Origin of the sequence: Streptomyces sp. Go-475 (genome assembly GCF_003330845.1) — a bacterium.
Lineage (GTDB): Bacteria > Actinomycetota > Actinomycetes > Streptomycetales > Streptomycetaceae > Streptomyces.
Window position 1 is genome coordinate 3,900,275 of record NZ_CP026121.1, and the last position, 23,042, is coordinate 3,923,316.

A 23,042-nucleotide genomic window follows, 5' to 3' on the forward strand; every position below is an offset into this window, starting at 1 on the left:
TCGGCGCGTGATCACTGGCCTACGCGGCCGTCGATCCGTTCGCGCAGGAGGTCGGCGTGGCCGCAGTGGCGGGCGTACTCGGCGATCTGCGCCACGAGGACATCGCGCAGCTGGAGCCGCCCGCCGGGTTCCGGGCCGAGGTCGGAGTAGCCGGCGTTGCAGGTGCCGAGGTCGGTGACGCCGGCGAGGTAGCGGTCGCTGCGTTCCACCTCGGTCCGCCACTGCCGCCAGGCCTCGTCCACGATCGCCTGGTCGGCGACCGCGCCGTTGAAGTCGCCGTCGCGGTCCTCGTCCGTGCGGTACAGCTTCGGCGCGTCCTCGCCGGCCATCACCCGGCGGAAGTGCCGCTCCCCCTCGGTCAGGTGCCGCACCAGCCCGAGCAGGGACATCGTGGACGGCGGTGCGGACCGCCGGGCCATCTGCTCGGCGTCCAGGCCCGCGCACTTCATTTCCAGGGTGAGCCGGTAGGAGCGCAGGTAGTCGAGCAGGATGCCGCGCTCGTCGAGGGACTCGCCGTCGGTCCCGCGGGGGTCGCCGGTCTCGCGGGGGTCGTCGTCCGGGTCGACCCACATGTCGGGGTAGACGGTCGACTTCGTCCACCGAGCCGCGGCTTCTTCGCCGGCGTGCTCGTCTTCTTCACTGGTGGTGTGCTCGCCCGAGACCATGCGGGCATCGTGGACCGGGAGGGGGCGGGCCCGCCACCGAATATCGGGCCGCTGGGCGGCCTCAGGCGTATCCCATGGCCGGGATGACATCGCCGAGTGTTCGTTCGACGAAGGCGCGGGTCCGGCGGTCGAATTGGCCATGTCGGCGTGCCAGCCTGTGCGACCGGAACGTCGATGTGGTCGCGAAGTCGTCGACACCGAGCCGTTCGAACAGGGCGCGGCGCTGCTCGGGCCAGTCGGCCGCGAGATCCTCGGCCCTCACCTCCAGGTAGCGCCTGCCCGTCAGATCGGCCGTGGCCTTCCAGGCCAGCCATCGGTCGTAGACCGGCTTGAGCCAGGCGAGCGCGCCGTCGACCGTGGGCGGGGCCCAGGGCTGGTCGACGTGTGACGCGACCACCGCGACCGGGTGGCGCTTGATGTGGACGATGGCCGCCTCGGGAAAGAGCTCCCAGAGGAAGTCCATACAAAGAAGGTTGAACGGTGTCTTCTCGCACCAGGCCGGCTTTCCCGCGTCGGCGGCGGCTCCGCCGAACATCGTGTCGACCGCGCGACGAAGGATCCCGACCAGTTCACGCCGATCGCTGAAGTGCCTCGGGATCACCCGCCGGTGCGTCCGAGGCTCGAACGGCCCGGCAGGCCAGTCGCCGTGCCCGGCCCCTGCCGCCGGCACGGACTCGTCGAACGTGCAGGCGACGAGCTCCGTCCACAGCCGTCCCACAGCGTCCCAGTAGTGCCGCTCGCCGATGGCCGTGGGCACGGTGTGACCGCGGTCCCTGTCACGGTTGCCGACCAGCCGCACGGTCAGCATCTCGCTCAGCCTGCGCAGGGCGTCGTCCCCGACGAAGGGGTCGTACCGACTCGTGAGCGCGTCCGCGAGGTCCCGCAGGCCACCCGGATCGACAAGGAACCGGGTCTCGATCGGGATCCTGTGGATCAGCGGGTGCTCGCCGAGGACGTCGGCGATCTGCGATGTTCCCGAACGACCCGTACCCGCGACGAAGACCGGTGAGGGGGGAGACACGGCGATCAGCCAAGCCGCAGCGCGGCACTGGCGCAACGGAATTATCCCGGTTGCCGGATTCCGTTGGCCGGACGCACTCGGGTGCGCGGCCGGGGGGCGGCCTGGGAGGGGGACGGCCGGCTGGCGGCCCGTCGCTGGAGTCGCCGCCGTGACTGCGGGGGCGCTCCGTGGGGCGGGGGCGCTCCGCGGGGCGGGGGCGCTCCGCGGGGCGGGGGCGCTCCGTGGGGCGGGGCGCTCCGTGGGGCGGGGCGCTCCGTGGGGCGGGGGCGCTCCGTCGCGCGTGAGCACCCCTCCGCGCAGGCGCGATCCTCGGGGCGGGGGCGCTCCGTCGCGCGTGAGCACCCCTCCGCGCAGGCGCGATCCTCGGGGCGGGGGCGCTCCGTCGCGCGTGAGCACCCCTCCGCGCAGGCGCGATCCTCGGGGCGGGGGCGCTCCGTCGCGCGTGAGCACCCCTCCGCGCAGGCGCGCTCCTCCGCCTCACCTCACCCCGCGCCCACCTCCGGCTGCGCCCGCATCCCCACCTCGGGCTCGGCCACCACCGCCGCCTTCTCCTCCGGCACCCGCCTCATCAGCACCCCGTACCCCAGCCCGGCCACGGTCCCCAGCACAGCGCACGCCCCCCACAGCCACTCCGCCCCGAACCGGTCGATGACGAAGCCGGACAGCAGCGGGGCGACCAGGCCGGCGACGGACCAGGACATCGTGTACATGCCCTGGTAGCGCCCGCGCCCGTGCAGCGGGGACAGCCGTACGACGAGCCCGGTCTGCGTCGGCGCGTTGACGATCTCGGCGAGCGTCCACACGCACACCGTCAGGGCGATGACCCCGACCGACCCGGCGAAGGCCGTGAGCCCGAAGCCGTACCCGGCGAGGACGGACGAGACGACGAGCAGCCGGCGCGGGTCCCGGTGCTCGATGAAGCGGGTGACCGGGATCTGGAGGACGACGATCAGCACGCCGTTGACGGCGATCGCCATGCCGTACTCGGCCGGTGTGAACCCGGCCTCGCCCATCGCCACCGGCAGTCCCACCGAGCCCTGCTGGAAGATCAGCGCGACGAGGAAGGACAGCCCGACGACGCTCATGAAACGCCCGTCGCGCAGGACGGTCCCGAGGCTGACGGAGTCGTCGGCGGAGGCGGCGGCCGTCTTCACCGCCTCGGCGGGCCGGGACTCGGGCAGCCGCAGGAAGACGAGGATCGCGCAGGCCATCGTCATCGCCGCCTCGATCAGGAACCCGGCGACATAGCTGGCCTCGGCGATGAAGCCGGCCGCCATGGAGGAGACGGCGAAGCCGAGGTTGATGGCCCAGTAGTTGAGGGAGAAGGCGCGGATGCGGTCCTCGGGCCGGACGATGTCCGCCATCATCGCCTGCACGGCGGGCCGCGACGCGTTGCTCGCCATGCCGACGAGGAAGGCGACGCCGGCGATCGCGACCGGGTCGCGCACGAACCCCAGCAGCGCCACGGACACGGCCGTCGAGGCCTGCGCGATCAGCAGGGTCGGCCGCCGCCCGAGCCGGTCGGTCATCACCCCGCCGCCCAGCGAGGAGATCACCCCGCCGAGCCCGTGCAGGGCGGCGACCAGGCCGGCGTACGTGGCGGAGTAGCCGCGGTCGAGTGTCAGGTACAGCGCCATGAAGGTGGCGACGAACGCGCCGAGCCGGTTGACCAGGGTGCTGGTCCACAGCCACCAGAACTCGCGGGGCAGCCCTGAGACCGTCTCTCGGACGGCACGACGGGCGCGCATGGCGTACGGCACGGGATCCCCCGGATACAGCAGGATGTAAGAGTCTCCGCCACAGGATGTAAGAGGCTCTGTTGGCAACCGCACGTTACAAGTTGCCGCTTGACCGGGACCACTCAATTAACAGAACCCGTCAAACGTCCGCCTGCCGGGCAGCCACGCGAACGGGCGAATGCGTGGATTACGCTCTGGGGCATGGCCGACGCACCGTACAAGCTGATCCTCCTCCGCCACGGCGAGAGCGAGTGGAACGCGAAGAACCTGTTCACCGGCTGGGTGGACGTGAACCTGAACGAGAAGGGCGAGAAGGAGGCAGTCCGCGGTGGCGAGCTCCTGAAGGACGCCGATCTCCTGCCCGACGTGGTTCACACGTCCCTCCAGAAGCGCGCGATCCGCACGGCCCAGCTGGCCCTGGAGGCCGCGGACCGCCACTGGATCCCGGTCCACCGCTCGTGGCGCCTGAACGAGCGCCACTACGGCGCCCTCCAGGGCAAGGACAAGGCGCAGACGCTCGCCGAGTTCGGCGAGGAGCAGTTCATGCTGTGGCGCCGCTCCTACGACACCCCGCCGCCGCCGCTGGACATCGACGCCGAGTACTCCCAGTTCTCGGACCCGCGCTACGCGACCCTCCCGCCGGAGCTGCGTCCCCGCACGGAGTGCCTGAAGGACGTCGTCGTCCGCATGCTCCCGTACTGGTTCGACGCGATCGTCCCCGACCTGCTGACCGGCCGCACGGTCCTGATCGCGGCCCACGGCAACTCCCTCCGCGCCCTGGTCAAGCACCTGGACGGCATCTCCGACGCGGACATCGCGGGCCTCAACATCCCGACGGGCATCCCGCTGTCCTACGAACTGGACGCCGACTTCAAGCCGCTGAACCCGGGCGGCACGTACCTGGACCCGGAGGCGGCCGCGGCGGCGATCGAGGCGGTCAAGAACCAGGGCAAGAAGAAGTAAGCAGCGCTGAGCACGCCCCCTACCTGCGGGTTCTCCGCTGGTAGGGGGCGTCTTGCTGGGCTTGGGCCGTCTCTGGGCCGTCAGGGGCGACGGCGCGAGCGACGAACTCGGATGTCGAGGGCGACCAGCAGCGCCACCGGCACAGCGGCCAAGCGGGGAGGGCTGCTCGGCCGGAGTGCGGGCCTAGCCGTTCTTGCCGCCGAATTTGCGCCGGTTCTTCCGGCTCTTCGACCTGCCGCCCCGGCTCAGGGTGGCCCGCTGGGGCGGCTTGGTCGCGACATGTACGTAGGGACACCTCCGGCACTCGTAGCCGTACTTGGGGTACGACTCGCCGACTGGCCGGGCCGCGAACTCGTCGGCCTTGTCGGCGAGCCAGCGGCTTGCAGCTTCGAGCGATTCGGACGAGCGCTTCCCGTTGGCGGGACAGCGGGGTAATCGGTCGGGCATCTTGCGTACTCCTGGGCGAAGAGATGGTCGGGGGGTCGACGCGCGTGAGGTCACAGGCGTCGGCCGACGGCGAGGTCCTCGTTGCCCGCGAGCCGCAGGATCGCCCGCACCATGATCTGGAGCCGCCGGTCGTCCAGGTCCTGCACGGACGCCAGCGTGGTGATCCCGATTCCCACCATCGACAGCACCAGGTGGAGGAAGGCCCGCTGCTGCTCGTCGAGACCCAGCCCGTACTGGCGCCCCGACAGGCCCTCGAAGTGGGCCACCTCACCGTCGTCGGTGTCGACGACCAGGGCGTGGCGCACGGCCGGCACCTCTAGGATCGTTCGCTCCTGGACCAGCGCCTGGACGGCGGCCTGGGTGTGGGACGACTTCGCGGTGCGCAGCAGCTGCTTGCCGAGGGCCTGGAACTCGTCTTCCTCGGTGGGGGCCCCGGCCTCGGGCTCGGTATCGGCCTGAATGACAGCCTGCTGCGTGCCTGTCTGCCACGCGATCAGGGCGGCGAGGGGCTCCGAGTTCGGGTCGCTCTCCTCGACCCCGACAGCGACGCTCTGGCTCGGCGGGCGGCGGAGATCGGCGAGTCCGCCGAGTCTCTCGCTGGCGGCGTGCGGCTCGCCGAGGCGCGGCTGCGGGAACTCGCGGACGCGGGCGACGTCGGCGTGTGGCGGTACCGCATGCTCCCGACATGGCGCCTCATCCGCGCCGACGGGACGATGTTCGTGGGCGCGTTCGACGCCGGGTGGGAAGGCCACGAAAGTGCTCTGTACAAGGTGATGGAGACCCCGCACGGCCCGCTGTTCCGGGGGTTCCGCAGGATGTTCGAGGCGGTCATCGACGGGGCTGAGCGCACGGTGTGACGGAGAGGGGATACCGCTGTGATCGAGGCGGAGCTGAAGGCACGGGTGCATGCGCCCGAGCAGGTGATGCGCCAGCTCGACGAGCGCGCCGAGGCGCGGATCGAGGTGTACCGGGACACGTACTACGACCGTCCGGACGGCTCGCTGGAGAAGGCGGACCAGGAGCTGCGGGTGCGGACGGTGCACGGTGCGGACGGCACGCGGACGGTGCTCACCTTCAAGGGCCCGGCAGTCGATGAGGAGTCCGGGTCGAAGCCCGAGCATGAGACCCGTGTTGAGGAGGCGGACCAGGCGCACGCTATTCTGCGGGGCCTCGGCCATGTGGTGCTGATCGCGTTCGAGAAGCGGTGCCGGAACTACGACTTCGAGGCACGCGGGCGGCAGATGCTCGCCACGCTCGTCAGGGTGCCCGAGATCGAGGGCACGTTCCTGGAAATCGAGACCCTGGTCGGCGAAGACGAGGTGGCCGCCGCCCTCGATGACATCCGCGCGGTGCTCGCAGAGTTGGGCATCGGCGAGGAGGATCTGACGCGGGAGACGTACACGGGAGCGGTGGCGGCACAGCGCGGCTGAACTCGGTCATGAGAAAAGGGCCCCCTCCCGCCCGAAGGCGAGAGGGGGCATTCGCGTTTCGCGTCTACGGGTACTGACGGCGGTACGACCTGGTGGCAGACCATGACCGTGCCGGCCGCGCTGACCCGCCGCTGGACACGGACCGGCTCCATCCGGGGCCGGGCGGCGGGCCCGCGGGCCGCAGGCCGTGCAACCGCTGCACCTCTTCGCTGGTGAGCGGGGTGGGCCGCACTCGCAGCAGCTCCCGTGAGGACGGGTCGAAGAACGACAGCGTGGCCTCGTCGATGCGGATGCTCACCCGGCGCCCGCCAAGGATCTCCGCCGCGAGCACCTGGCGCCCGCCCAGGCCCACCAGCCCGTGGTTGTTCACCGTCCGGTCCACCTCGAACGCAGCCCCGTCACCGACCGGCAGCGGCGACGGCCCCGCCGCACGCCCACCCCGGGCCGCCAGCTGGGCCAGGTCCGCCACCGACACGTGCGACCGCACCGACTTGATCCGCGACCCGGCGATCAGCGCCCGGTATTGCGAGACGGAGCCAGTCGGCGAGCGCGGCGAAGTCTGTGTCCAGGAGGCCCTTGGCCGGGTCGACGCGATGGAGCAATGACGGCCCGGAATGACTGGCGTCGACCCACAGGCGGTCCATCGCGCTGATCTCGTCGTCGACCCAGATGAACGGTCGGCCATTGGCCCACTCGACGAGTTGTCGGGTCTTCCAGTGCAGGCCGCGCGGGCCCTCGTCTGCGTAGGAAGCCGGCCACTCCACCATGGGCAGGCTGGGCAGTCCGATGCGTGGGGAGATGACCTCGTTCGCCTCCGCCATCCAGGTCGTTGCCCAGACGAGATGACATCCCAGGGCTGTGAGGCGCGCTCCGAGTTCCGGGTCGAGTCGGGTCAGCAGTGGGTTCCCCTGATCGCCAGACGTCCAGGCGTCGGCGGCAATGGCCTGCGCGTGACCGGACGACGGCCCGAACGGGATCAGTGGGCCGTCGACGTCGAGGAAAAGGAGGGGACGCTCCGTCGCGCTTGTCACGGCGGCACGACAACCGGGGGCGTTTCCTCTGGGAGAAGGCACCAAGTCATGTGCCTCGTCAGGAAGGTCTCCAGTTGGTGGGCGGGTATGGACTCGGACGGCAGGTCGTCGGGGCGGGGTCGGTAGAGGGCGTTCAGGTCGTCTCGGAGTCGCTGGTCCAGCGTGGGAGCCTGACAGGCGTCGGTGGTGCCTCGCAGGAACAGCCAGTCGAACAGTCGCACCGCCGGGCTGCGTCCCGACTGGGGGTGCTCGGACAGGTGGGGCTCCTGACCGGGCGTCCTTACCTTCGGCGTAATCGACGACCCTTCCGCGCCCCGGCAAGCTGGCCCCATGACGACGACCACCAGCGGGACGACGACCACCAACACGACGACGGCCACGAGCCCCACGACGACCACCAGCACGTCAGAGGCCACCCGCGCGACCGTCCGGAAGTTCCTCGAACTGCGTCTCGCCGGCGACACGGCCGGGCTCACCGCGCTCTTCGCCGACGAGGTCGACTGGATGCTGGCCGAGAATCCGGGGGTCCCCTGGATCCGGCCCCGCTCCACCGCCGCCGAATGCGCCGCCCAGGCCGAGGAGTTGGCCCGCTACACCGTGCCCGAGGAGGCGCGCGCGTCCGTGGACGCCTTCCTCGTCGACGGGACCGACGCCGTTCTGACGGGGCACGTCTCGGGGACCGTCCGGGCGACGGGCAAGTCCTTCTCGGGACCGTTCGCCCTGCGGCTCACCGTGGAGAACGGGCGGATCACCCGGCACCACCTGTACGAGAACAGCGTGTCGATCGCCGCGGCTTGCGCTCCCTGAGGTCCGGAGGCCCGGAGGTCAGCCGCTGACGATCCGCCAGTACTGCCGCTGGCCCTCGTCCCGTACGACCACGCCCAGCCGCAGCAGTTCCCCGCGCAACTCCCGGGTCTCCTCGGCGCTGTCCTCGTCCTTCCTGGCCCGCGCGCGTGCCCGCAGCAGGGCGTCCGCGCCCGGGGGGAGGCCGGGGGTGCCGGGGACCCAGCGGCGGAACTCGGCGCGGTACGGGTCCTCCTCCGCCCAGGTGTGGCCGTGCTCGGTGAGGGCCTCCGCGAGGCGGTGCCAGGGCAGGCCGCAGTGCTCCCGGGCCAGTTCCATGCCGCTCGGAGCCAGCACGACGAGTTGCTTGCCGTCCCGGAACAGCGCGGAGATCTCCTCGCGGGCGAACTCCTGTGAGCCGTCCCTGATCGTCAGGGTCACGTGGGTGTCGCCGACGCGGACCGACAGCGAGTCGTGCACCGCGGAGAAGCCGAGCAGCAGGCCGGCCAGCACGCCCGCCGTGATCGTGCCGAGGGTGAGGGCGGGTTCCGGGACGGAGGTCAGCAGCTCGGCGGGGCCCTTCAGCGGTGCCCACGGCAGGGACAGCAGCAAGCGGGCGAGGAGGGGCAGCAGGGCACCGGCGACAGCACCGCAGGCGACGCAGAAGAGCACGACGGCCCAGGCCGATTCCGCGAGTTCGGTGGTCCTGGTCTTTCCCGCCGACGGCTTGCTCATGGGCACGTTCCCGGCTTCCTCCATGGAAGCGAGTCTGCGGAGAAGCCCCCTGCCCTGTCATCAGCCGTTGGTCGCTCGGCCCCCGACTTTGGTCGCCGCCCGCCCCCGCCCGGCTCAGTCGCTGCCCCGCCCCGCCCGGCTCACGGGTGCATCCGCGCCCCCTTCACCACCTTGTCCACCGCGTTCTTCGGGCCGTACACGGCGAGACCCACCAGGTCCAGTTCCGCCGTGGGCACCGCCCGTACGGCCGCGCGGTTGTCGCGGTCGTTGCCCGTGGCGAAGAGGTCGGAGGTGAAGACCGAGCGGGGCAGGGAGCGGGACAGGGCTCGGGTGTGGGCCGAGGTCAGGGTTTCCTTCGTGGCCTCGAAGACCAGGACCGGCTGGCGGAACATCGGCAGGTAGGGCACGCCGTCCGCGTCCTCGTACGGTTCGCCGATCACTTCGGGCACCTGTGTTCCCAAGCCACTGACCAGGAACGAGGTCACGTTGAGACGCTGCCAGGGCGCCAGGTCCACGCGCAGCAGGACGGCGATCTTCGTGTCGAAGCGGATCGGTTCGGTGTTCATGGTCCGAGCGTGCCCGGCGGCGGTCGCCGGGGTCTTGTACGTTTTTTGCATGGCCGCACAGCCCGCCCGCACGCCCCGGCAGCGGATCGTCTCCGCCTGGCGGCCGGACGTGCCGGGTGTCGTCGAGGTCTTCCACGCGCGGTTCACCGAGTACGCGTATCCGATGCACGTCCACGAGGCCTGGACGCTGCTGATCGTGGACACCGGCGCCGTACGGTACGACCTCGACCGGCACGAGCACGGCACCCCGCACGACACGGTGTCGCTGCTGCCGCCGCACGTGCCGCACAACGGCTCACCCGTCACCCCGGAGGGCTTCCGCAAGCGGGTGCTGTACCTCGACGGGACGTATCTCGGCGACGAGCTGATCGGGGCCGCCGTCGACCGGCCCGACCTGCGCGATCCGCTGCTGCGGCGGCGCGTCGGACAGGTGCACGCCGCGCTGCTGCGGCCCGGTGAGGAGCTGGAGGCCGAGAGCAGGCTGATGTTCGTCGGGGAGCGGCTGCGCGGGCATCTGCGCGGGGAGAGCGACAAGGCCCGTCCCGCGGATCCGGTCCTCGCGCGGCGGCTGCGCGAGCTGCTGGACGAGCGGGTCGTCGAGGGCATCGGGCTGACGGAGGCCGCCGGGCTCGTCGGGGCCCATCCCGCCCATCTCGTACGGGCGTTCAGCACCGCGTACGGCATCGCCCCGCACCAGTACCTGACGTCGCTGCGCGTGGGCCGCGCCCGGCGGCTGCTGCTGGAGGGGCGGTCGCCGAGTGACGTGGCGGTGGCGACCGGGTTCTACGACCAGTCGCACCTCAGCCGGCACTTCCGCAGGCTGGTGGGGGTGCCGCCCGGGCGTTACCGCGCGGGCCGGGTCAGCGCCGCGGGCGCTGGGTGAGGTGCGCGAAGGCGTCCAGGTTCCGGGTCGACTCGCCCCGGGAGACCCGCCATTCGTACTCCTTGCGGATCGCCGAGGCGAAGCCCAGCTCCAGCAGGGTGTTGAAGCTGCCGTCGGAGGCCTCCAGGACCTGGCCGAGCAGGCGGTCGATCTCCTCGGGGGTCACGGCGGACAGGGAGAGCCGGCCGGTGACGTAGACGTCGCCGTGCTGGTCGACGGCGTAACTCACGCCGTACAGCTTGAGATTGCGCTCCAGGAGCCAGCGGTGGACGCCCTGCTCGTTCTCGTCGGGGTGGCGGATGACGAAGGCGTTCAGGGACAGGGAGTGGCGGCCGACGATCAGGGAGACGGTCGTCTTCAGTTTGCGGGTGCCGGGGAGCTGCGCGACATAGGTGCCGGGTTCGGGGCTCTCCCACTCCAGGTCGGCGTCCTTCAGGACGGCCTCGACGGTCTGTGCCGCCGCTTTCTGCGCGTCACTCATAGTCGCACCCGTAGTCGCGTCACCCATGGTGCGAGCGTACGTGACGGCGGTGTGCCTGCAGCGCGGCCGTGTAGACGTCCGCCGTGGCGGCGGCCGCGGTGTCCCAGCCGAAGGACTGGGCGTGCCGGGCGGCCTGCGCGCCCATCCGGGGCGACAGGCCCGGGTCGTCGGCGAAGTCGCGCAGCACGCGCGCGTAGTCGGCCGGATCGTGGCCGCGCACGAGGAAGCCGCTGTGTCCGTCGCGCACGGCGACCGGCAGGCCGCCGACCGACGCGGCGAGCACCGGGGTGCCGGCCGCCTGGGCCTCTATGGCGACCAGGCCGAAGGACTCGCTGTAGGAGGGCATGACGAGCACGGAGGCGGCGCGGAACCAGTCCGCGAGCTGCTCCTGGCCGACCGGCGGATGGAACCGTACGACGTCCGCGATGCCGAGGCGGGCGGCGAGCTTCTGCAGGCCCTCGGGCTTGGCGAGGCCGCTGCCGCTGGGGCCGCCGACGACGGGCACGAGGATGCGCGAGCGCAGCTCGGGGCGCTCGTCGAGGAGGACGGCGACGGCGCGCAGCAGCACGTCGGGGGCCTTCAGGGGCTGGATGCGGCCGGCGAAGAGCGGGATCAGCGCGTCCTGGGGCAGGCCGAGGCGGGCCCGGGCGGCGGCGCGGCCGTCGGCGGGCGAGAAGCGGCACAGGTTCACACCGGGGTGGACGACGGCGACCTTGTCGGCGTCGGCCGCGTAGTGCCGGACGAGTTCGTCGGCCTCTTCGGTGGTGTTGGCGATGAGCCGGTCGGCGGCGTCGACGATCTGGGTCTCGCCGATGACCCGGGCGGCCGGTTCCGGGGTGTCGCCGTCGGCCAGGTTGGCGTTCTTGACCTTGGCCATGGTGTGCATGGCGTGCACCAGGGGGACGCCCCAGCGCTGGGCGGCGAGCCAGCCGACGTGGCCGGAGAGCCAGTAGTGGGAGTGGACCAGGTCGTAGTGGCCGGGGCGGTGGCCGGCCCAGGCCTGCATCACGCCGTGCGTGAAGGCGCACAGCTGGGCCGGGAGGTCCTCCTTGGCGAGGCCCTCGTAGGGGCCCGCGTCGACGTGCCGGACGAGGACGCCGGGGGCCAGTTCGACGGTCGGCGGGAGGGCCGCCGAGGTCGCGCGCGTGAAGATCTCGACCTCGATGTTGATCGCGGCGAGGCGCTGCGCGAGCTCCACGATGTAGACGTTCATGCCGCCGGCGTCGCCGGTGCCCGGCTGGTGGAGCGGGGAGGTGTGCACGGAGAGCATGGCCACCCGGCGGGGCCTGCGGTGCAGCCGGAGGCGCGCGGGCGAGGACGCGGAGCGCCGCCCGAGCCTGCCGATGTACTGGCTCACGTGGCCTTCCTCCTTGGCTGCGGGCATACCGGACGGAAGGCGCGGGTGCCCTCCAAGCCGGTGCAACACCGGAGCGAGGCGTTCCCATTCCTGCCGGGCTCCCGGCGGGGCCGTTTTTGCCGAGCCATTACCAGGGATCGCTCAACCGTTCGAGGACGGGGTGCGTCACCCCTGGGGTGGCCGGGGGCCGCATACCCTCTTAGGCATGACAGCCCGCGCAGCCTCCCGCCCGCTGGGAACGGTCACGCGCGGGACGACCAACCCCAACCGGCTGCGCCGCATGGACCGCTGGATCGCGGCGACGCACGGCGCCGAGCTGCGCCGCGCCGCCGACCCCGTGGCGGTCGACCTCGGCTACGGCGCCGCCCCCTGGACGGCCGTCGAACTGCTGCACCGGCTGCGGACGGTCGCGCCACGCGCGCGTGTCGTGGGCATCGAGATCGAGCCGGCCCGGGTCGCGGCGGCGCTGCCGTACGAGCGGGCGGGGCTCGCCTTCCGGCACGGCGGCTTCGAGCTCCCCATCCCGCAGCGCCCCCTGCTCGTGCGCGCGGCGAACGTCCTGCGGCAGTACGAGGAGGGCGAGGTCGCCGCCGTGTGGCGGCGGCTGTGCGCGCGGCTCGCGCCGGCCGACCCGGCGGGCGGATCGCGCGGCGGGCTGCTGGTCGAGGGGACCTGCGACGAGATCGGCCGCCGGCACGTGTGGGTCGCGCTCGGCCCGGAAGGACCCCGCACGGTCACCTTCGCCACCCGCCTCGGCTCCCTGGCGCGCCCCTCGGACCTCGCGGAACGCCTGCCGAAGGCGCTCATCCACCGCAACGTCCCGGGCGAGCCGGTGCACGCCTTCCTGCGCGACTTCGACCGCGCCTGGGCCGCCGCCGCGCCCTACGCCTCCTACGGCGCCCGCCAGCGCTGGATCCGGGCGGTACGGGACCTGACGGCCGACTGGCCGGTGGCGGACGGGCCGGCGCGCTGGCGGCAGGGCGAAGTGACGGTGCGGTGGGAGGCGTTGGCACCCCGGGACTGACCCCCTCGCGGCACGCGTTCCGGCCCTCCCGTCGGCACCCGTCGACCCTTCCGTCGGCACCCGTCGACCCTTCCGTCGGCACCATCGGGGAACGATCTCTTTGAGTCGTTCGTCACACACGCGGGGAGATCGTCATGCCGGGGGCATACCGGGGAGGGGGCGGCGGGAAGCACTACCTCTGTCGCTTTGCCCGCCGACATGGCAGCATCCCCAGGCGAACCGGAAGTTACTGACGGTTAATCAGTTTGGGGGATGGGGTATGCGTAGGGGCAAGCGTGGCCTGATCGCGACGGCCGTGGCCGTGGTCTGCGCGGTCACCGTGCTGGCGGCACCGGGCACGGCGTTCGCGAGTCCCAGCCCCTCCCCCACCCCGAGCACGGGCCCGACGCTCGCCCCCGGCAGGGACCTCGAGGCCGTCCGCGAGAAGCTGGACAAGCTCTACCGCGCCGCGGCCCGCGCCACCGACGAGTACAACGCCGCCGAGGAGAAGGCGGAGAAGCAGTCCGACGAACTCGTGAAACTGGCCAAGAAGATCGTCAAGGGCCAGGAGCGGCTGGAGCGGCTCAAGGACCGCGCGGGCGCCGCGGCCGCCGCCCAGTACCGCGGCGGCGGGCTCCCGCCCGAGGCCCATCTGATGCTCAGCGACGACCCGCAGGAGTTCCTCGACGGCACGGACCGGGTCCGCCAGGGCCAGCACGCGGCCAAGGGCCTGATCGGCGAACTGACCCGCACTCAGGAGGACTTGGAGCAGTACGCCGAGGACGCCTCCGCGCAGTGGAAGAAGCTGGAGGCGGGCCGCAAGGCCAAGGCCGTCGCCCAGAAGAAGATCGAGAAGCAGATCGCGCAGGCGGAGAAGCTCGAGTCCGAGTTGCGGAAGGAGGAGCAGGAGCGCCTCGCCCAGCTGGAGAAGGAGGCCGCGGACAAGGCGCAGACCGCCTGGCTCGACTCCGGCATCCTCCGGGACATCAGCGGAAAGGCCTCCGAGCAGGGCAAGAAGGCCGTCGCGTACGCCACGGCCCAGATCGGCAAGCCGTACCAGTGGGGCGCCGAGGGCCCGAAGAGCTACGACTGCTCGGGACTGACCTCACAGGCCTGGATATCCGCCGGCCGCGGCATCCCGCGCACCTCGCAGGAGCAGTGGAAGCAGCTCCGCCACATCGACGTCCAGGACATGCGGCCCGGCGACCTCATCATCTACTTCGACGACGCCAGCCATGTCGCGATGTACGTCGGCGACGGCGTGATGGTGCACGCGCCCCGGCCCGGGCGGGACGTGACCCTCGCGGGGGCGGGATCCATGCCCATCCTCGGAGTGGTACGGCCAGACGCGGGCTGAACCCCCGAGCACACACCGGTTATCGGACACCGGACGCCTCCGGTGACCTGGCCCACGTGACCCACCCCACCCCGAACCACCCGCCAAACGCCGCGCTGACGTGACGTTCGTCATCCCCGCAGCATCTCCGGGCTGTCCAACTGCGGGGCATATCGCGGCATATGACACTGGCCGGTGGCGCGGCGGCGTGGCTCACACCATTCCTATGCGGCGCCGACACCCGCTATGGTCCCCGTCGGTGGGTCGAGGTCCCTCGCCCCCGCCATGCCCTCGGGGGGAGGGAAGGAACCCAAGACGATGCCCGTACCCATACCGCGGCAGAGAGCCATTCCGGCCGTGGAGAGTGGTCAGGCGCAGGCCGCGTCCCCGGGCGGCGGCTCCGCCGAGGACTCCGTGACGGACGCCTCGGCGCAGGCCCCGCGCACGACGGACACCGCCGGAAAAACCACGGACAAGGTGGACAACAACACCGCCCACACCAACCTGACGCTGCTGCTGATCGAGGACGATCCGGCGGGTTCGCCGATCGTGCCGGACATGCTCGACCAGGCGGGCAAGCCGATCCGCGTCCGCACGGCCCGCAACCTCACCGAGGCCGAGCGGCTGCTGACCGACGACGTCCACTGCATCCTGCTGGACCTCGCGCTGCCCGCGCCCGGCCGCAGCGACTCCGACGACGAGCTCGCCGTGCTCAAGCACGTGCTGGAGCTGGCACCCCGGCACGCCGTCCTCGCGCTGACCGCCTCGGGCGACGCCGAGCGCGGCGCGGAGGCCGTGCGCGTGGGCGCCCAGGACTACCTCTTCCGCGACGAGCTGGACGGCCGGCTGCTGAGCCGCGCGATCCGCTACGCGGTGGAGCGCAAGCGCTCCGAGTCGGCCGAGCGCCGGCTCGCCGAGGGCAGGCTGCGCGCGCAGGAGAACCGCCGCCTGGAGCGCGGCCTGCTGCCGACCCCGCTGCTGGAGGGCTCCTCGCTGCGGTTCGCCGCCCGCTACCGCCCGGGCCGCTCGCGGGCCCTGCTCGGCGGTGACTTCTACGACGTCGTGCGCACACCGGACGGCACCGTGCACGCCATGATCGGCGATGTCTGCGGCCACGGCCCGGACGAGGCCGCGCTCGGGGTGGAGCTGCGGATCGCCTGGCGGGCGCTGACGCTGGCGGGCCTGTGCGGCGACCAGCTGCTGGGCACGCTGCAGCAGGTGCTGGAGCACGAGCGGGCCGACGACGAGATCTTCGCGACCCTGTGCACGGTGGACATCGCGCCGGACGGCCGCCGCGCAGGCCTGTGCCTGGCGGGCCACCCCTCGCCGCTGCTCGCCAGCCCGGGCCGGCCGGCCCGGCTCCTGCCGTACGACAACAACGGCCCGGCCCTCGGGCTGCTGCCCGGGGCCCGCTGGCCGCGGATGCAGGTGGAGCTGGGGGCCGAGTGGAGCCTGATGCTCTACACCGACGGCCTGATCGAGGGCCGCGTCGGCGAGGGCCGGGAGCGGCTCGGCCAGGAGGGCATGACCGAGATGGTCCGCCGCCAGTTCGCCGAGGGCCTGCGGGGCGAGCAGCTGCTGCGAGCGGCGGTGAACGAGGTCCGCGACCTCAACGGCGGCGAGCTGACGGACGACGTGGCGGTACTGCTGCTGGACCGGGTGCCGTAGCCCGCCCGGGGGTCGGGCCGGGTGCCGTAGCCCCGGGCGTCAGGGGTGCGGAAGGCCGACCCGGGCGCGCCAGGGCGGCCGGAGGCCCTTACCGGCCGCCGTTCCACGGGCCGTACGGGCCGTCGCTGCTGGAGCCGCGGCTGCTGCGGCCGCCGCCCGGGAGCGCCCGGATCGCGGGCCGGACGTCGACCATGTACACGATCGTCGCGATGAGGCCGATGATCGGCAGGAACGACAGGATCGGGAACAGCAGGTTCACCACGAAGGCGAGCCCGAGGATGATCAGCCAGAACGGCTTGGTCTTCTTGTCGGCCGCGCGGTAGGCGTCCTCCCGGCGCACGGCCGCGTCGATCAACGCGAAGCCGCTGAAAACGATCAGGGCCATGCTCAGAAGCCACATCAACCCTGCGAAGCCCTGCATCAGCACAACGTCCACCACCCGACTCGGCTCGTCCCTACGCGGTCACCGTACCCGTACAACGGGCCGGGCACCCCCAGGGTGCCCGGCCCGCGTCGGCTCGCATGCTTACTTCGCCGGCGGCGTCGTCTTCTTCGCCGTGGCGGTCTTGCGCGCCGGGGCCTTCTTGGCGGGGGCCTTCTTCGCGGGGGCGGTCTTGGCCTCGGCGGGCTTCGCCGGCTCCTCCTTGACCGCGACCGGCTCCGGCTTCGGCTCGACGGCCACGGCCAGCTCCTCGACGCCCTCGGCGACGTCCTCGATGCCCTCGGCGGCCTCGCCGCGCCAGGTCCGCACGGCCTGCTCGCCGTGCTCGGCGACCTTCTCGTAGGTCTCGCGGGCCTTGACGGCGTACTCGGCGGCCACGCCCACGCCGCGCAGCGCGAAGTCCTGGGCGGTCTCGCCGACCTTCTTCAGGTCCGCGTCGATCGTGCTGCCGAGCTTCTTGATGTCGATGTCGATGGAGCCGATGAACTCCGTGACCTTGTTCTGGAGGGTCTGCTGCGTCTCCTTGACGCGGGCGGAGGCCTCCTTGGCCCGGGCGGAGGCCTTCTCCTGGACGGCCTTGGTGTCGGTGTTGCGCACGGCCTCGATCCGCGCGGGGGCCTCGGCCCGCAGCTGCTCCACCAGGGCCGGCACCTTCTTGGCCTGCTGAAGGGCGAGGTCGGCGGTGCCCGCGGCGAAGTAGAGGGGGGTCGGGTCGCTGAAGGTCTTGCGCAGGTCGTCGGTGATGGCCATGGTGATGGTCCTCCCGGATTCTGTTTCGCTTGAGGGTTCGGCTGAGGGTGGTGTGATCCGCAGTCGGCGGCCGGTGCCCTGGACCGGCTCAGCCGGCCGTCTGCTGCGGGTCGGTGTCACTGCCGCCGGGGCCCTTGCGGGTCCGGCGGGTGGCGGACGTACCGCCGTCGGCGCCGCGGGTGCGGCGGGCGGTGGACGTGTCGCCGCCGTTGCCGCGGGTGCGGCGGGCGGTGGCGGGCGTGCCGCCGGTCTTGCGGGTGCGGCGGGTGGCCGCCGTACCGCCGTCGTGCCCGCCGGTACGGCGCTCGGCGGGCGGTTCGCCGTCGGCCGTGCGGGTCCGTCGTATCCCGGTGCCGCCGTTCCCGGTACCGCCGTCCGGGGCGGGCCCGTCCGTGTCCGCTGCGTCCTCGCCGAGCACGACGCCGACGACAGCGGAGCCGCCCGAGCCTTCGGCGCCGTCGGTGCCGTCGCCGGGCCCGAATCCGTTCTCCTTGCGGAAGGACTCGTAGATCTGCAGCAGCACCTGCTTCTGCCGCTCGTGCAGCGTCGGGTCGGCGAGGATGACGGCCCGCGTCTCCACCTCGTCCCGGTCGCGCTCGGCGTCGAGGATCCCGGCGCGGACGTACAGCGTCTCGGCGGAGATCCGCAGGGCCTTGGCGACCTGCTGCAGCACCTCCGCGCTCGGCTTGCGCAGCCCGCGCTCGATCTGGCTCAGATACGGATTGGACACCCCGGCGGCGTCGGCGAGCTGCCGCAGCGACAGCTGCGCGTTGCGCCGCTGCTCGCGCAGGTAGTCACCGAGATTGCCGACGTTGAGCGATGCCATGCCTCCACAGTGCCGCACCGCGCTAACTATTGCAAGCACCCGCTTGCAATAGTGTGCCACGCCACGGTTCTGCTGCTTTCTGGGTGGAGTGGCCGGCGAAGGCTGAGGACCCCAGGGAGTGGTTCCCGCACGCCGCGGGCAGATCGACAGGAACAGCGAGCACACCCTCCAACGCGGCCTCCAGGGACTCCGCCCGCGCGAGATCACCCTCAACAGGTCGCGCTACGGGCGGCCCACGACCGCTCCGTGCGGGAAGCACCGCAGGTCGGCGTCACACCGTCGGAGCCGGCCCCGCGATGATGCAGAAGGGGTGCCCCGCCGGATCCGTGAGGACCCGCCACCTGCTCACGTTCGGCTGGTGTTCGGCCTGCCCGCGCCCAACCCCACCAGTCGCGCCTCGGCCTCGTCCAAGTCCTCGACCCTGAAGCAGCAGTGCAGTTGCTGCGGTACCTCCTGGTCGGGCCAGCTCGGCGGCCGGTAGCCGGCGACGCGCTGGAAGCCGAGGGAGAGCCCGCCCTCTCCGCCGCCCAGGGACGCGAAGTCGGCGTTCGACTTCGGATGCGGTTCGAGGCCGGTGGCCTGCTGATAGAAGGCCGCGAGCGCGAGCGGATCCGCGCAGTCCAGGGTGATCGCGCTCAGTTTCACGCGGCGAGCACCTCCTGCGGCTGCGGGGTGCGGTCGGCTACGCGCTGGAGGTGGGCGAGGAGGGTCCCGCCCGGGTGGGCGATGTCCGCCGCGCCGAGCTCGCGCAGGAGCGCGGTGGCCGGGCCGGTGTGCGCAGGGGAGTCAGGCACAGGGTGGTGTCCTTCCGGCGGTGCTCGGGGCCGGCAACCATCAAACCGGTGGACGGACCGGGTCTGCCATCGATTTGATCCGCACTCATGACGACTGCGCAGCACGCCCTGGTCCGCCTCGCCGCCCGCGACAACGCCGAGTGGTGCGCGGCGATGTGCCGGGCGCACGGCGTGGCCGGGGAGTTCGGGGACCAGGCCTGGGCCGCCGCGGCGCGTACGCCGCTCTTCTACCCGGATGCCGTGACGCTGGAGCCGGGCGCCGACCCCGAGGCGCTCGCGGCCCGGATCGACCTGGCGGCACCCGGCGCCTCGGTCAAGGACAGCTTCGCCGACCTCGATCTGACGGGGGCCGGGTTCCGCGTGCTGTTCGAGGCGCGGTGGACCCACCGGCCGGCCGGGCCGCCCGCCCTGGCCCCGGACCTCGCGTGGGAGGTGGCGGGAGATCCGCGGACGCTGCGTGCCTGGGCGCTGGCCTGGGACGACGGCGCCGGTCACGCGGACCTCTTCCGCCCCGGGCTGCTGGCCGACCCGGACGTCTTCGTGCTGGCGGGGAGGTCCGCCGGCGGGCGGGTCGTCGCCGGGGCGGTGGCCCGCCGCAGCGAGCACGTGGTCGGGGTCTCCAACGTCTTCGGGCGGGACGGCGGGCCCGACGCCGCCTGGCCCCTCGTCCTGCACGCGCTCCATCGGCTCTTCCCCGCCCTGCCCGTCGTCGGCTACGAGGCGGGCGAGGACCTGGCGGCCGCCCTCCGGCACGGCTTCGAGGCGGTCGGGCCGCTGCGGGTGTGGCTGCACGACCCGGCCGCCTGAACCGCGCCGGGGTCACTCCGGCTTCTGCGCCAGGAACGTGCCGACCTGCCGCTTGGTGCCGCCCTCCGGGTCCTGCACCATCCGGGTCGTGACCACCAGCCCGGCCCGGTGCAGCAGGTCGGCGATCCGGTCCGGCGGCAGCAGATACGACTCGTAGGACACCGGATGGCCGCCGTACGCGTGCGTGGGGCGCACGTGCTCCTCCTCGCCCACATGACCGGCCAGCATCAGCACGCCGCCGGGCGCGAGGGTGCGGTGGAACTCGGAGAACACGGTCGGCAGCCACTGCGGCGGGGTGTGGTGGGTGGCGTAGTACGCCAGGATGCCGCCGAGTTGACCGCCGCCGATGTCCAGCGCGGTCATCGAACCGACGGTGAAGCGGAGTTCCGGGTACGCGGCCCGGGCCAGCTCGATCATCCTCGGCGACACGTCCACGCCGAACACCGGCACCCCCAGGGCGGCCAGGTGCGCCGTCACCTTGCCCGGGCCGCAGCCCAGGTCGGCGACCGGTCCCCGGGACCGAACGAGGTCGGCGAAGGCGCCCAGCATGGCGCGGGACACCGGGTCCAGCTCGGCCGGTTCCTTGACGCGCCGGGCGTAGTCGGCGGCGACGGCGTCGTAGGACTCGCGGATGGAGGCGAGGTGGGGAGGTTCGCTCATGCCGCGACACTAAGGGAGGCCGCTGGCACCGCCCCGTACGCGTGTACGTACGCCGACGTCAGTACGCCGGGTTACTCCCGCCGTGAGACGCCACCGGCGCCCCGCCCCGGCACCGTGTTCCGCGTGGATACAACACCGAACCCACGCCCGAGCGTGCCGCCGCACCCGAAGCCGAACGCGATGCCGAAGCTCAGCCGCCCGGCGCGCCGGGCCGTCCTCGTCGTCCATGTCACCTCCTCCGCGAGCTGGCTCGGGCTCACGCTCGGGCTGCTCGCCCTCGGGACCACGGCCGCCACCACCGGGTCGGCCGTGACCGTGGAGGCGTCCGTGCGGGCCATGAAGCTCTTCGCCGACTGGCTCCTGCTCCCGGCCGCGTTCCTCACGCTCCTCAGCGGCCTGGTGCTGTCGCTGGGCACGGCGTGGGGCCTGGCCCGGCACCGGTGGGTCTGGACGAAGTTCTGGCTGACCCTCGCCACGACCACCGCCACGGTGTTCGCCCTGCGCCCCGGGGTGAACGCCGCGGTCACCGCCGTCGCCGCGGGCGGGGCGCTGCCCGACGCCGGTGACGTGCTGTTCGGGCCGGTCGTCTCGCTGACGGCGTACGTCTTCATGACGGTGATCTCCGTCCTGAAGCCATGGGGCCCGACCAGGCGGGGCAAGCGACTGCGGGCACCCGCCCGGCGCACCCTCCAGGACACCTGAAGGCCCCTGGGCACCACCCTGATTTGCCTAAAGTCTTTAGGCAAATGCACACTCTCTTCAGGAAGAAGGGAGAAGCCGCATGGCACGGGTAGGCCTGACCGCGGAGCGTCTGACCCGGGCGGGCGCCGAACTCGCCGACGAGGTCGGCTTCGACCGGGTGACCGTCTCGGCGCTCGCCCGGCGGTTCGACGTCAAGGTCGCGAGCCTGTACTCGCACGTGAAGAACTCCCAGGACCTGAAGACCCGGATCGCCCTGCTCGCCCTCGCGGAACTCGCCGACCGGGCCGCCGACGCCCTGGCCGGCCGGTCCGGCAAGGAGGCCCTGGCCGCCCTCGCGAACGTGTACCGCGACTACGCCCGGGAACACCCCGGCCGGTACGCCGCGGCCCAGCTGCGGCTCGACCCCGAGACGGCGGCCGCGAGCGCCGGAGTCCGGCACGCGCAGATGACCCGGGCCCTGCTGCGCGGCTACGACCTGACGGAACCGGACCAGACCCACGCCGTCCGGCTGCTGGGCAGCGTCTTCCACGGGTACGTGAGCCTGGAACTGGGCGGCGGCTTCAGCCACAGCGCCCCCGACACCGACCAGACGTGGGTACGCGTCCTCGACGCCCTCGACACGCTGCTGCGCAACTGGCCCCCGCCCCCCACGGAAAGCCAAGGCTGACACCATGCACACCGAGCACGACTGGATCACCACCCCCCTCACCCTGGAGCTGCTGCGCGGCGCCCTCGACCTGGAGCGCACCGAGCACGGCCTGCTCCCGCACCGGCTGCCCGCCCGGGCCCGCGCCCAGAACTCGGACGCGCAGCTGGCGATGGCCGAGGCGCAGCCCTCCGGCGTACGCCTGGCCTTCCGCAGCGCCGCGACCGCCGTGGAACTGGACACGCTGCGCACCAAGCGCGACTACGTCGGGGCCCCGCCCCGCCCGGACGGGCTGTACGAACTGCTCGTGGACGGCCGTCCGGCCGGTCGGGCCTCCGCGACCGGCGGCAACGTCCTCACCGTCGACATGACCACGTGGAAGACCGAGCTCACGCCCGGCCCGATCGGCACGGTCCGCTTCACCGGCCTGCCGGCGGGCGAGAAGGACGTCGAGATCTGGCTGCCGCACAACGAGACCACCGAACTCGTCGCGCTGCGCACCGACGCGCCCGTCGCGCCGCTGCCGGACCGGGGCCGCAGGGTGTGGCTGCACCACGGCAGTTCGATCAGCCAGGGCTCCGACGCCGCCGGCCCCACGGCCATCTGGCCCGCGGTCGCCGCGTCCCTCGGCGGGGTGGAGCTGATCAACCTCGGCATGGGCGGCAGCATGATGCTCGACCCGTTCACCGCGCGGGCCATGCGGGACACCCCGGCGGACCTGATCAGCGTGAAGATCGGCATCAACATCGTCAACGGCGACGTGATGCGGCTGCGCGCCTTCGGCCCGGCCGTGCACGGTTTCCTCGACACGATCCGGGACGGACACCCCGACACGCCGCTGCTGGTCGTCTCCCCGGTCCACTGCGCGATCCACGAGGACACGCCCGGCCCCACCGCCCCGGACCTCGGCGGGATCGGCGAGGGCCGGCTGCGGTTCGCCGCGATGGGCGACCCGGCGGAGAAGGCCACCGGGAAGCTCACGCTCCGCGTCATCCGCGAGGAACTCTCCCGCCTCGTACGCCTGCGCGCGGCCGACGACCCGAACCTCCACTACCTCGACGGCCTCGCCCTCTACGGCGAGTCCGACGCCGCCGAACGCCCCCTGCCGGACAACGTCCACCCGGACGCGGCAACCCACCACCACATCGGCGAACGCTTCGCCGAACTGGCCTTCGCCCCGCAAGGAGCCTTCGCGGACCGGCCCTGAACGGGAGACGGCCGTCCGACCCGCCCCTTCACCGCCCCGGCCCCCACACCCGCCTGGAGGCCGGGCAGCCGGCGCTCCTGGAGGGGCTTGGGGACGACCC

Annotated in this window: 28 protein-coding genes and 1 pseudogene; 12 read left to right on the forward strand and 17 right to left on the reverse strand. The window is 72.5% G+C overall.

The genetic code is table 11. The annotated features are described in order from the left end of the window. Nucleotides 1-11: 11 nt before the first annotated feature. From C1703_RS17875 to C1703_RS17885, 3 genes are all read right to left on the reverse strand, one after another. Nucleotides 12-572 carry a DinB family protein gene (locus C1703_RS17875; protein ID WP_114257477.1) on the reverse strand — a complete coding sequence of 187 codons (561 nt, stop codon included), beginning with the start codon at nucleotides 570-572 and terminating at the stop codon, nucleotides 12-14. A 154-nt stretch (nucleotides 573-726) separates the two neighbouring features. Next, nucleotides 727-1,686: a sulfotransferase gene (locus C1703_RS17880; protein ID WP_198678208.1), complete on the reverse strand. Its 960-nt coding sequence runs from the start codon at nucleotides 1,684-1,686 to the stop codon at nucleotides 727-729. A 482-nt stretch (nucleotides 1,687-2,168) separates the two neighbouring features. After that, the gene (locus C1703_RS17885; protein WP_114257479.1) at nucleotides 2,169-3,434 is read right to left on the reverse strand and encodes an MFS transporter; all 1,266 of its coding nucleotides are present in this window, start codon (nucleotides 3,432-3,434) and stop codon (nucleotides 2,169-2,171) included. A 192-nt stretch (nucleotides 3,435-3,626) separates the two neighbouring features. Between C1703_RS17885 and C1703_RS17890 the strand changes: the two genes are divergently transcribed. Next, nucleotides 3,627-4,388, forward strand: coding sequence for a phosphoglyceromutase (locus tag C1703_RS17890; RefSeq protein ID WP_114253822.1), 762 nt, complete (start codon nucleotides 3,627-3,629; stop codon nucleotides 4,386-4,388). 183 nt (nucleotides 4,389-4,571) lie between these two features. Here the strand turns inward: C1703_RS17890 and C1703_RS38975 are convergent, their stop codons facing one another. Both C1703_RS38975 and C1703_RS17895 read right to left on the reverse strand, forming a co-directional pair. Next, nucleotides 4,572-4,835, reverse strand: a complete 264-nt coding sequence (locus tag C1703_RS38975) for a hypothetical protein (protein WP_157993124.1) — start codon at nucleotides 4,833-4,835, stop codon at nucleotides 4,572-4,574. Between the two features lie 50 nt (nucleotides 4,836-4,885). Beyond that, a complete protein-coding gene (locus tag C1703_RS17895) occupies nucleotides 4,886-5,140 on the reverse strand; it encodes a hypothetical protein (RefSeq protein ID WP_157993125.1) in 255 nt (84 codons plus the stop codon). Between the two features lie 57 nt (nucleotides 5,141-5,197). Here C1703_RS17895 and C1703_RS17900 point away from each other — a divergent pair, with 57 nt between their 5' ends. Beyond that, nucleotides 5,198-5,692, forward strand: coding sequence for a hypothetical protein (locus tag C1703_RS17900; protein WP_232840518.1), 495 nt, complete (start codon nucleotides 5,198-5,200; stop codon nucleotides 5,690-5,692). An 18-nt stretch (nucleotides 5,693-5,710) separates the two neighbouring features. Beyond that, nucleotides 5,711-6,265 carry a class IV adenylate cyclase gene (gene cyaB / locus C1703_RS17905; protein WP_114253824.1) on the forward strand — a complete coding sequence of 185 codons (555 nt, stop codon included), beginning with the start codon at nucleotides 5,711-5,713 and terminating at the stop codon, nucleotides 6,263-6,265. Nucleotides 6,266-6,329: 64 nt separating this feature from the next. Here cyaB and C1703_RS17910 read toward each other — a convergent pair whose 3' ends face one another. Beyond that, complete coding sequence (locus C1703_RS17910) at nucleotides 6,330-6,635, reverse strand: hypothetical protein (RefSeq protein WP_232840519.1); 306 nt, start codon at nucleotides 6,633-6,635, stop codon at nucleotides 6,330-6,332. 28 nt (nucleotides 6,636-6,663) lie between these two features. Next, nucleotides 6,664-7,296: an HAD domain-containing protein gene (locus tag C1703_RS17915; RefSeq protein WP_157993126.1), complete on the reverse strand. Its 633-nt coding sequence runs from the start codon at nucleotides 7,294-7,296 to the stop codon at nucleotides 6,664-6,666. Nucleotides 7,297-7,626: 330 nt separating this feature from the next. Between C1703_RS17915 and C1703_RS17925 the strand changes: the two genes are divergently transcribed. After that, complete coding sequence (locus C1703_RS17925) at nucleotides 7,627-8,103, forward strand: nuclear transport factor 2 family protein (RefSeq protein ID WP_114253826.1); 477 nt, start codon at nucleotides 7,627-7,629, stop codon at nucleotides 8,101-8,103. Between the two features lie 18 nt (nucleotides 8,104-8,121). Here C1703_RS17925 and C1703_RS17930 read toward each other — a convergent pair whose 3' ends face one another. Beyond that, a complete protein-coding gene (locus C1703_RS17930; protein WP_114253827.1) occupies nucleotides 8,122-8,838 on the reverse strand; it encodes a hypothetical protein in 717 nt (238 codons plus the stop codon). Between the two features lie 116 nt (nucleotides 8,839-8,954). Further along, the gene (locus tag C1703_RS17935; RefSeq protein WP_114253828.1) at nucleotides 8,955-9,380 is read right to left on the reverse strand and encodes a DUF2000 domain-containing protein; all 426 of its coding nucleotides are present in this window, start codon (nucleotides 9,378-9,380) and stop codon (nucleotides 8,955-8,957) included. A 49-nt stretch (nucleotides 9,381-9,429) separates the two neighbouring features. On the opposite strand from C1703_RS17935, the gene C1703_RS17940 reads away from it, so the two are divergent. Next, the gene (locus C1703_RS17940; protein ID WP_114253829.1) at nucleotides 9,430-10,263 is read left to right on the forward strand and encodes an AraC family transcriptional regulator; all 834 of its coding nucleotides are present in this window, start codon (nucleotides 9,430-9,432) and stop codon (nucleotides 10,261-10,263) included. Here the strand turns inward: C1703_RS17940 and C1703_RS17945 are convergent. Next, the gene (locus C1703_RS17945) at nucleotides 10,241-10,744 is read right to left on the reverse strand and encodes a YbjN domain-containing protein (protein WP_114253830.1); all 504 of its coding nucleotides are present in this window, start codon (nucleotides 10,742-10,744) and stop codon (nucleotides 10,241-10,243) included. The genes C1703_RS17940 and C1703_RS17945 overlap by 23 nt on opposite strands. Nucleotides 10,745-10,763: 19 nt before the next feature. After that, nucleotides 10,764-12,101, reverse strand: coding sequence for a D-inositol-3-phosphate glycosyltransferase (mshA, locus tag C1703_RS17950; RefSeq protein WP_114253831.1), 1,338 nt, complete (start codon nucleotides 12,099-12,101; stop codon nucleotides 10,764-10,766). A gap of 205 nt (nucleotides 12,102-12,306) precedes the next feature. Between mshA and C1703_RS17955 the strand changes: the two genes are divergently transcribed. The 3 genes from C1703_RS17955 to C1703_RS17965 all read left to right on the forward strand — a co-directional run bounded on the left by C1703_RS17955 (nucleotide 12,307) and on the right by C1703_RS17965 (nucleotide 16,108). After that, entirely contained in the window at nucleotides 12,307-13,125 is an 819-nt protein-coding gene (locus tag C1703_RS17955; protein ID WP_114253832.1) for a class I SAM-dependent methyltransferase, read from the forward strand. Between the two features lie 259 nt (nucleotides 13,126-13,384). Next, nucleotides 13,385-14,461 (forward strand): C40 family peptidase, encoded by a 1,077-nt coding sequence (locus C1703_RS17960; RefSeq protein ID WP_114253833.1) that lies wholly within the window; start codon nucleotides 13,385-13,387, stop codon nucleotides 14,459-14,461. A gap of 297 nt (nucleotides 14,462-14,758) precedes the next feature. After that, nucleotides 14,759-16,108, forward strand: coding sequence for a response regulator (locus C1703_RS17965; protein WP_114253834.1), 1,350 nt, complete (start codon nucleotides 14,759-14,761; stop codon nucleotides 16,106-16,108). Between the two features lie 88 nt (nucleotides 16,109-16,196). On the opposite strand, the gene C1703_RS17970 is transcribed toward C1703_RS17965, so the two are convergent. From C1703_RS17970 to C1703_RS38980, 5 genes and pseudogenes are all read right to left on the reverse strand, one after another. Beyond that, nucleotides 16,197-16,529, reverse strand: a complete 333-nt coding sequence (locus C1703_RS17970; protein ID WP_078650698.1) for a DUF2516 family protein — start codon at nucleotides 16,527-16,529, stop codon at nucleotides 16,197-16,199. 105 nt (nucleotides 16,530-16,634) lie between these two features. Further along, nucleotides 16,635-17,300: a hypothetical protein gene (locus C1703_RS17975; protein ID WP_114253835.1), complete on the reverse strand. Its 666-nt coding sequence runs from the start codon at nucleotides 17,298-17,300 to the stop codon at nucleotides 16,635-16,637. A gap of 88 nt (nucleotides 17,301-17,388) precedes the next feature. After that, nucleotides 17,389-18,126, reverse strand: coding sequence for a helix-turn-helix transcriptional regulator (locus C1703_RS17980; RefSeq protein ID WP_114253836.1), 738 nt, complete (start codon nucleotides 18,124-18,126; stop codon nucleotides 17,389-17,391). 271 nt (nucleotides 18,127-18,397) lie between these two features. Then, nucleotides 18,398-18,771, reverse strand: a pseudogene (locus tag C1703_RS17985) (VOC family protein). Next, nucleotides 18,768-18,920 carry a hypothetical protein gene (locus C1703_RS38980; RefSeq protein ID WP_157993127.1) on the reverse strand — a complete coding sequence of 51 codons (153 nt, stop codon included), beginning with the start codon at nucleotides 18,918-18,920 and terminating at the stop codon, nucleotides 18,768-18,770. The pseudogene C1703_RS17985 and the gene C1703_RS38980 overlap by 4 nt, the downstream one beginning before the upstream one ends. An 87-nt stretch (nucleotides 18,921-19,007) precedes the next feature. Here C1703_RS38980 and C1703_RS17990 point away from each other — a divergent pair, with 87 nt between their 5' ends. Further along, complete coding sequence (locus tag C1703_RS17990; RefSeq protein ID WP_114253837.1) at nucleotides 19,008-19,727, forward strand: hypothetical protein; 720 nt, start codon at nucleotides 19,008-19,010, stop codon at nucleotides 19,725-19,727. 12 nt (nucleotides 19,728-19,739) lie between these two features. Here the strand turns inward: C1703_RS17990 and C1703_RS17995 are convergent, their stop codons facing one another. Then, nucleotides 19,740-20,387: a class I SAM-dependent methyltransferase gene (locus C1703_RS17995; RefSeq protein WP_114253838.1), complete on the reverse strand. Its 648-nt coding sequence runs from the start codon at nucleotides 20,385-20,387 to the stop codon at nucleotides 19,740-19,742. Between the two features lie 180 nt (nucleotides 20,388-20,567). Here C1703_RS17995 and C1703_RS18000 point away from each other — a divergent pair, with 180 nt between their 5' ends. The 3 genes from C1703_RS18000 to C1703_RS18010 all read left to right on the forward strand — a co-directional run bounded on the left by C1703_RS18000 (nucleotide 20,568) and on the right by C1703_RS18010 (nucleotide 22,942). Then, nucleotides 20,568-21,089: a DUF2269 domain-containing protein gene (locus tag C1703_RS18000; protein ID WP_114257480.1), complete on the forward strand. Its 522-nt coding sequence runs from the start codon at nucleotides 20,568-20,570 to the stop codon at nucleotides 21,087-21,089. Nucleotides 21,090-21,168: 79 nt separating this feature from the next. After that, complete coding sequence (locus C1703_RS18005; RefSeq protein ID WP_114253839.1) at nucleotides 21,169-21,756, forward strand: TetR/AcrR family transcriptional regulator; 588 nt, start codon at nucleotides 21,169-21,171, stop codon at nucleotides 21,754-21,756. A 4-nt stretch (nucleotides 21,757-21,760) separates the two neighbouring features. Continuing rightward, the gene (locus C1703_RS18010; RefSeq protein WP_114253840.1) at nucleotides 21,761-22,942 is read left to right on the forward strand and encodes a GDSL-type esterase/lipase family protein; all 1,182 of its coding nucleotides are present in this window, start codon (nucleotides 21,761-21,763) and stop codon (nucleotides 22,940-22,942) included. Nucleotides 22,943-23,042: the final 100 nt, after the last annotated feature.

Bases quoted from the DNA above. Each gene is read 5' to 3' on its own strand.
- C1703_RS17875 (WP_114257477.1), bottom strand. From the start codon at position 572: ATGTGGGTCGACCCGGACGACGACCCCCGCGAGACCGGCGACCCCCGC.
- C1703_RS17885 (WP_114257479.1), bottom strand. From the start codon at position 3,434: ATGCGCGCCCGTCGTGCCGTCCGAGAGACGGTCTCAGGGCTGCCCCGC.
- C1703_RS17890 (WP_114253822.1), top strand. From the start codon at position 3,627: ATGGCCGACGCACCGTACAAGCTGATCCTCCTCCGCCACGGCGAGAGC.
- C1703_RS38975 (WP_157993124.1), bottom strand. From the start codon at position 4,835: ATGCCCGACCGATTACCCCGCTGTCCCGCCAACGGGAAGCGCTCGTCC.
- C1703_RS17925 (WP_114253826.1), top strand. From the start codon at position 7,627: ATGACGACGACCACCAGCGGGACGACGACCACCAACACGACGACGGCC.
- C1703_RS17930 (WP_114253827.1), bottom strand. From the start codon at position 8,838: ATGGAGGAAGCCGGGAACGTGCCCATGAGCAAGCCGTCGGCGGGAAAG.
- C1703_RS17935 (WP_114253828.1), bottom strand. From the start codon at position 9,380: ATGAACACCGAACCGATCCGCTTCGACACGAAGATCGCCGTCCTGCTG.
- C1703_RS17940 (WP_114253829.1), top strand. From the start codon at position 9,430: ATGGCCGCACAGCCCGCCCGCACGCCCCGGCAGCGGATCGTCTCCGCC.
- C1703_RS17945 (WP_114253830.1), bottom strand. From the start codon at position 10,744: ATGAGTGACGCGCAGAAAGCGGCGGCACAGACCGTCGAGGCCGTCCTG.
- C1703_RS17955 (WP_114253832.1), top strand. From the start codon at position 12,307: ATGACAGCCCGCGCAGCCTCCCGCCCGCTGGGAACGGTCACGCGCGGG.
- C1703_RS17960 (WP_114253833.1), top strand. From the start codon at position 13,385: ATGCGTAGGGGCAAGCGTGGCCTGATCGCGACGGCCGTGGCCGTGGTC.
- C1703_RS17965 (WP_114253834.1), top strand. From the start codon at position 14,759: ATGCCCGTACCCATACCGCGGCAGAGAGCCATTCCGGCCGTGGAGAGT.
- C1703_RS17970 (WP_078650698.1), bottom strand. From the start codon at position 16,529: ATGCAGGGCTTCGCAGGGTTGATGTGGCTTCTGAGCATGGCCCTGATC.
- C1703_RS17975 (WP_114253835.1), bottom strand. From the start codon at position 17,300: ATGGCCATCACCGACGACCTGCGCAAGACCTTCAGCGACCCGACCCCC.
- C1703_RS17980 (WP_114253836.1), bottom strand. From the start codon at position 18,126: ATGGCATCGCTCAACGTCGGCAATCTCGGTGACTACCTGCGCGAGCAG.
- C1703_RS17990 (WP_114253837.1), top strand. From the start codon at position 19,008: ATGACGACTGCGCAGCACGCCCTGGTCCGCCTCGCCGCCCGCGACAAC.
- C1703_RS17995 (WP_114253838.1), bottom strand. From the start codon at position 20,387: ATGAGCGAACCTCCCCACCTCGCCTCCATCCGCGAGTCCTACGACGCC.
- C1703_RS18000 (WP_114257480.1), top strand. From the start codon at position 20,568: ATGCCGAAGCTCAGCCGCCCGGCGCGCCGGGCCGTCCTCGTCGTCCAT.
- C1703_RS18005 (WP_114253839.1), top strand. From the start codon at position 21,169: ATGGCACGGGTAGGCCTGACCGCGGAGCGTCTGACCCGGGCGGGCGCC.
- C1703_RS18010 (WP_114253840.1), top strand. From the start codon at position 21,761: ATGCACACCGAGCACGACTGGATCACCACCCCCCTCACCCTGGAGCTG.